Below are 6,465 nucleotides of genomic sequence, written 5' to 3'. Positions count from 1 at the left end.
ACTGGTCAATAAACGTTCGTAACTTTTTCGACCTTGTTGGGTGTTTTAATTTGCGTAATGCCTTGGCTTCGATTTGGCGAATCCGTTCGCGGGTTACGTTAAATTGGTGGCCGACTTCCTCCAACGTGTGGTCGCGGTTCATGCCAATGCCAAACCGCATGCGCAACACCCGTTCTTCGCGCGCCGTTAACCCCGCCAAAACTTTTGTTGTCGTGTCTTTTAAATTGGCGTGAATCGAGGCCTCGAGCGGTTGGATGGCGCCCTTGTCCTCGATAAAATCGCCGAGGCGCGAATCGTCTTCGTCGCCGACCGGCGTTTCCAAACTGATGGGTTCCTTGGCGATGTTTAAAACCTTTTGCACGCGGTCCAGCGGGATGGAAAGTTTGTTTGAAATTTCCTCGGGGGTTGGTTCGCGGCTATATTCATGTTTCAATTGGCGCGAACAGCGCAAAATTTTGTTGATGGTTTCAATCATATGCACCGGAATACGAATCGTCCGCGCCTGGTCGGCTATCGACCGGGTGATGGCCTGGCGAATCCACCAGGTGGCATAGGTCGAAAATTTGTAACCACGGCGGTATTCAAATTTGTCGACCGCCTTCATCAGGCCGATGTTGCCCTCCTGCACCAAATCGAGCAATTGTAAACCACGATTGGTGTATTTTTTTGCGATTGAAATAACCAGCCTTAGGTTGGCCTCTATCATTTCATTTTTTGCCTTGTTCGAATCGCGTTCGCCCTGTTGCACGTCGTTGAATATTTTTTTAATCTGCGCCACCGGCATGTTGTTGCGAATAACCACCCGCATGATTTCTTGGCGGTATTTTTCGATGGTGGTTTTGTGGTTGGTGACAAATTCGGCCCATTGTTTTGATTTCTTTTTGACCTCGCTTAGCCATGATTTGTTTAATTCTTGGCCTTGCATCGCTTCGACAAATTCTTTTTGTGTAATACCGCAAGACAGGGCGAGGCGCACCATCGGCCCTTCGAACGACAATAATTCTTTTTGCAAACGATACAGCTCGTCTATCCATTGTTCGATTTTGCGCGGGTTGAAATAAAGCGATTTCAGCAATGTCACCAATTCGGCGTGGTATTTGTCATAGGTTTTTTTTGTCGCCGGACTGCTGGCTTCGCCATTTTCCATGTCGTCCAAAATTTTTTGCTGTTGCTGGCGCAGGCGAATGTAATTATGGGCGATTTTATCAAACACCTCCAAAATAGCGGGCTTTAACAATTGTTCCTTGTGGGTCAGGGACGCGCTATTGTCTTCTTCCTCGCCATCCAACGAAAAGGAATCGACCTCTTCGGCCTCGGCCAGGGTGGCCGGTGCGCCACCCGACCCTTGGTTCAGGCTTAGGTCAAGGTCAATAATTTCACGCAACAGCACACCCGAACCTTCCAACAATTGGTCATGGAATTTGATAATGGCCTCCATCGTTAATGGGCTTTCGCACAGCGCGGTCATCATGCGCATTTTGCCGGCCTCTATCCGCTTGGCAATGGCGATTTCGCCCTCGCGCGACAATAATTCGACCGTGCCCATGTCTTGCAAATACATGCGCACCGGGTCGCCCTCGCGCGACCGGCTGACGGTTTCTTTTTCTTCCTCGGCCTTGACGGGTGAATCTTCGCTTTCGACGACCTCGATTTTTTCTTCGGCCTTTTCTTCGCCGCCTTCTTCTTTTTCCTCTTCCTTGTCTTCGTCGTTTAACAACGTGATACCCATGTCTGACAATTCGCTCATCAAATCTTCATATTGGTCGGAACTATATTTGCCCTCGGGCAGGACTTTGTTCAATTCGTCAAAGGTGATGAAGCCGCGTTTTTTACCGCGCGCCACCAATTTTTTTACCGCATCGACGCTGATTAAATCGCCCTTTTTATCATTTTCTTTATCGCCATCTTTGGCGGCGGATTCTTGCTCCGCCGTGCCGTCGTCCTCGCGGTTGTCCAATTTATTTAAACTGGCGGCGGTGCGGTCAAGATTTTTTTGCGCGGCGTTTTTGCGTGCCGCGGCTTTATTTTCGGCATCATGGCCGTTATCGGTCGAAATTTCGTTCGGTGTTTCGTCCCATGTGACCTCGATGGTGCGTTTGCTGGTGGTTTTTACCCCATCGCGCGGTGACGCGGATTTGCTTGCCCCATTTTTTGGCATTGTGGTGGTTGATTTTTTCACGGGGGAGGTTTTTTTCGTCATGCAATGGGTAAAAAATGGGTAAGAATTTGTATTTTTTAATGGTCGGTCTTTAGCGAGCGTAGATGCAAAGACTGTTCCGTTCGTTGAATTTCGTCTTGAAAGCTGTTTATTTTTTTGTCGTTGGGGTTGTTGCTGGCCTGTTCATCGAGGGTTTGTTGTTGAAAATCTTTTTGTAATTTATCAATGATTTCTAATTGGATTAATTCATTCATCAAATTGCTGGCGTCGCCTTCATGCCCGCGAAAAATTTCCGCGTAAAACACGGCCAAATTTTTATCAAAAACCTCATGCCATAGCGAATCGCTGTTATCAGTGGCAAACGCACCTTTTAACAGGTTTTGCCATTGATTAAGCGCGTCCCGTGGATTCTGTTCTTGATAATTTGGTCTGCGTTCTGTGGGCAACGTCCCTAGTATGATATGTAGTTTTTTCAAGTAATTGTCAAGATGCTTGTTGGTAAGTTTTGCATTATTTTTACTATTTTCATCGCTCAGCCGTTGGTAAAAGGCGGTTTCGAGGCCTTTTTCTTGCCATTCGTTATAAAGATGCGGGTAAAGGGTGATGAGGGCGAGAATCGCGCGCGGTTGTAACCCGGCAATGTAATCAAGGCGCGCGATATTGTTGTTGTCGCCCGAGGGTGCGGCTTGCCGTTGATTGCGCCGCCCGCCATAATTGGATGATGATTTATAATTTGACGAATAGTTTTTTTGCGGCGCGGTTTTGGCGCGGCTGTCTTTTTTATGTTGAAAAATTTTTTCGCGAAATGTTTCCTGGTAAATTTTTGCCAATGCCGGGTTGGCGATGTTACGGCCGTGGGTTAGCAACGATTGTTCGAATGCCAAAACGCCCTCGGGCCGGGATAAATCGGCGCGGCCAAGTTCCCATTGCCACAAAAATTCATGCAGGGGGATTTTTTTTTGCAAAACGGCGCGAAACCCGTCGAGCCCCGATGATTTGACCAGCGAATCGGGGTCTTGGCCGTCGGGCATGAAAACAAATTCCAATGTTTTGTCGGCCGATAAATGGGGCAGGGCGCGGCGCGCGGCGCGGAATGCCGCCATTTTACCGGCGTTGTCGCCGTCGAACGCGATAACCGGTGTTTTCACCATTTGCCACAGCAGGGTTAATTGCTGTTCGGTCAGGGCGGTGCCCAGCGGCGCGACGGCCGCGCCAAACCCGGCCTGGGCGAGGGCGATGACGTCCATATAGCCTTCGACCACCAACAATGGTTGTTTGTTTTTGACGGCTTGGAAAGCGTTTTTAAAATTGTAAAGATTATTGCCCTTTAAAAAAACCGCGCTGTCGGGCGAGTTTATATATTTGCCGGTGTTGTGGGCCGAGGCATCGCCCATGAACCGCCCGCCAAAGCCAATTACCTTGCCGCCGCGATTTTCAATTGGGAACATGATGCGCCCGCGAAATAGCAGGAATTTTTTATTGCGGTCGTCGCTGGCGGTGCGGACAATGCCGAGTGCCATTAAATCGGCCTCTGTCACATTATATTGCGACAGGTTGGTTTGTAAATGTTGCAGGAGGTTTTTGCTTTCAAATTCGTCGGGCGAAAACCCCAGCATGAATTGTTTTATGGTCGAGTCGGTCAGGCCGCGATCGCGCAGGTAACGATAGGCCACCCGCCCCGCCGGCCCAAACAAATGGTCGTGGTAATAATGGGTGATGGCCGCCATGATAAGCGGGTAGAGGGTGGATTCGCGGTTTTCGCGTTGTTGGTCGGCCGGCGTGGTTTTGCGCAATTGGGGCAGGGGCACGCCGGAAAGTTGCGCCAGGAAATCTAAGCCTTCTTTAAAACTCAAGCCGCGTTTTTCGGTCAGCCAGTCGATGGCGCGCCCGCTTTTCCCGCAACCAAAGCAATGGTAAAATTTTTTATCCTCGATGACCGAAAATGACGGGGTTTTTTCGTTGTGAAAAGGGCACAGGCCGACATATTCGCGGCCACGCCTTATCAATTTCATATCTTTTTCGATAATACTGGCCAGGCTGATGCGACCATCGACATCGGAAAAAAACTGCTTCAACGACATAACCTATAGATGACTATCAAAAATCACCGGATATAGCAATTCGGCATTGGCGTGCATTTGCGGGCGATTCGTGGCGGGTGGCGGGGCATGCGCATTACATGGTTGTGTTTTGCCAAGAATCAATTATTATTGCCACCATGGCCAATGTTTTATATTATTTGGGGGCGGGGGCAAGCGCAAACGCCCTGCCCATTGTTAATGAGATGACCGAGCGGTTTGGGTTGTTTTTTTTAATGGCGCATTATTACTATGACAAATATAGGGATGGAGGAGGCGGTATGTCAGAATTAATTAGATCTATTGGAGCACTTTATTTTGTATTGAAAAAAAATAGGTCGATAGATACCTATGCCAAAGAATTATGGCTTAAAAACAAAAACGATGTGTCTCGCGAAGAAAGAATTGAAACATTAAAAAATATCCTTTCTCTTTATCTTATTTGGGAGGAGAGGCACAAAGAGGATGGGTTTCTTCGTGCCAACGATATTTCTAAGGATAAATTTTCTTCGTATTTATTGTCACAGCAAGATTTTGTCCCTATAGTCAGAGGTAATAATTGTTTTGAGTCTGCCCAGGATAATAGACAAGACCTATATCCTATAAAGGAGGAGTTTAGAGCAATAATAGAAAAATTTGATAATTTAATAAAAGAAAAGAAATTAATTGATGACAGGTATATTAATTTTTTAATCGATGTTTCTGAGCAAGGTCAAACTCATCCAAAATTTCCAAGTAATAAAATAAAAATTGTGTCGTGGAATTATGATAATCAATTTGAGCTGGCTTGCGATAAAAAATGGGCAGGCGAGACCTATCAAAAAGAAATTAAGCCCAATTTGTTACAACTTAATGGAAAGTTTGAGCGACATAAGGGTTGCAGTTTTATTGGAGTTCTCGAGTATTTTTTAAAAAATAAAAAATATATTGGTATTAACTGGTTTGATAAGCAACAAGGCGGGCAAGAATACAGCGATATTAAATTCGCATGGGAAACTGAAAAGCCAAATTTTGATGAGTTTTTAAAGCCGTTTGATAATTACGGTGCAAAACATATTGTGGTGATTGGTTATTCATTTCCCTTTGCCAATCGAGAGATTGACAAGCTCATATTGCAAAAGATAATTTCTAATAATTTTGACACTGGTCAAATACCTAGAAAACAATACGACAATAACACTAAAAAATATAGTTATCACCCCAAAGTTAACATCTATATCCAAGCTCTTTCTAAAAAAGATTATGAAGATATAAAGGAAAGAATTATTAGCTTAGCTGATATTGATTTGGAAGCCGATGGTATTAAAATAACCCAAGTGGAAGATCCAATAAAATTCTTCATCCCCAACGCGCTGTAACGCCCGCGCTACCCCACCAACGTTTTTACCATTGCGCCGGCTTGGGCGGCGTCGATTTTGCCGGGGAATTTTTCTTTCAGGTGGTTCATCACCTTGCACATCCTTATTTAAATTCTTTAAATTTTTTATCAAGCTCGGGGCGCAATATTTGTCCCGCCTCGAAGAAACAATCTAGCAATTCTTCATAACAATCACCACCAGCTAAGAAATTCCAAAACTCCTCGGCAATTTTCACTTCATCTTGAAGGTCAAGCATCCCCTTCATTGTCCATCGCTCATAGGGTTTTGGGTAATAGGGATTGTAGGGCAGGGCGATGAAGCTATGAACATCTGACGCGCTATCAGTTTTTTTATAGATAGCCGCCCATTCAAGCAATTGCCGTTTGTATTGTGCGAAACTGCTTGCATTGGGTTTGACGGTTTTTAAATCGATTAAATAAACATCGTTTTTCTTTTTTAAGAAAATATCAACCCGCGTGGTTTGCAATGTTCTGGTTTCATTGCTTAGGGTCTTGGCCAGAATTATTTTATCGATTTCTTTTCTGGTTATTTCTTTGCCAACGCTCAAACTATTCATAATATCGCTGATAGCGTCTTGCGCATGGTTGCTAATCAGGTTAGCCAATTTGTATTGCGTTTGCACGTCGTCGAAAACATCGCTGGCTAACTCTTTTGCCACTGGTTCAAAAATCGACGTGCCAAAGGTTGTGTTCAGCGATTGCACGAACGAAAACAATGCCATGCGGTCTTTACCAAGCAGATGATAATGAAACGGCATGTGACTGCTTTCGGGTTTATAACCAGCCAATTTTCTGGTCATCGCCGAACATATAATTTTAACGATAGATGTCTTTTTATTCGCCGCAAGCAT

At 45.3% G+C, this 6,465-nt stretch carries 4 protein-coding genes; 1 reads left to right on the top strand and 3 read right to left on the bottom strand.

Annotation, left to right across the window (positions count from 1 at the left end; translation table 11 throughout):
- Positions 1 to 2,158, bottom strand: a 2,158-nt coding sequence (gene rpoD, locus QM529_04880) for an RNA polymerase sigma factor RpoD (protein ID MDI9313991.1), incomplete at its 3' end; no start/stop codon positions are given.
- A gap of 77 nt (positions 2,159 to 2,235) precedes the next feature.
- Positions 2,236 to 4,239 (bottom strand): DNA primase, encoded by a 2,004-nt coding sequence (dnaG, locus tag QM529_04875; GenBank protein MDI9313990.1) that lies wholly within the window; start codon positions 4,237 to 4,239, stop codon positions 2,236 to 2,238.
- A 137-nt stretch (positions 4,240 to 4,376) separates the two neighbouring features.
- Between dnaG and QM529_04870 the strand changes: the two genes are divergently transcribed.
- Positions 4,377 to 5,594, top strand: a complete 1,218-nt coding sequence (locus QM529_04870; protein MDI9313989.1) for a hypothetical protein — start codon at positions 4,377 to 4,379, stop codon at positions 5,592 to 5,594.
- Between the two features lie 103 nt (positions 5,595 to 5,697).
- Here QM529_04870 and QM529_04865 read toward each other — a convergent pair whose 3' ends face one another.
- Positions 5,698 to 6,465, bottom strand: a complete 768-nt coding sequence (locus QM529_04865) for a TdeIII family type II restriction endonuclease (protein MDI9313988.1) — start codon at positions 6,463 to 6,465, stop codon at positions 5,698 to 5,700.

The organism is Hydrotalea sp. (assembly GCA_030054115.1).
GTDB lineage: Bacteria > Pseudomonadota > Alphaproteobacteria > JASGCL01 > JASGCL01 > JASGCL01.
Note: the sequence above shows the minus strand (reverse complement) of the source record. Positions and strands in the feature narration are given on the sequence as shown.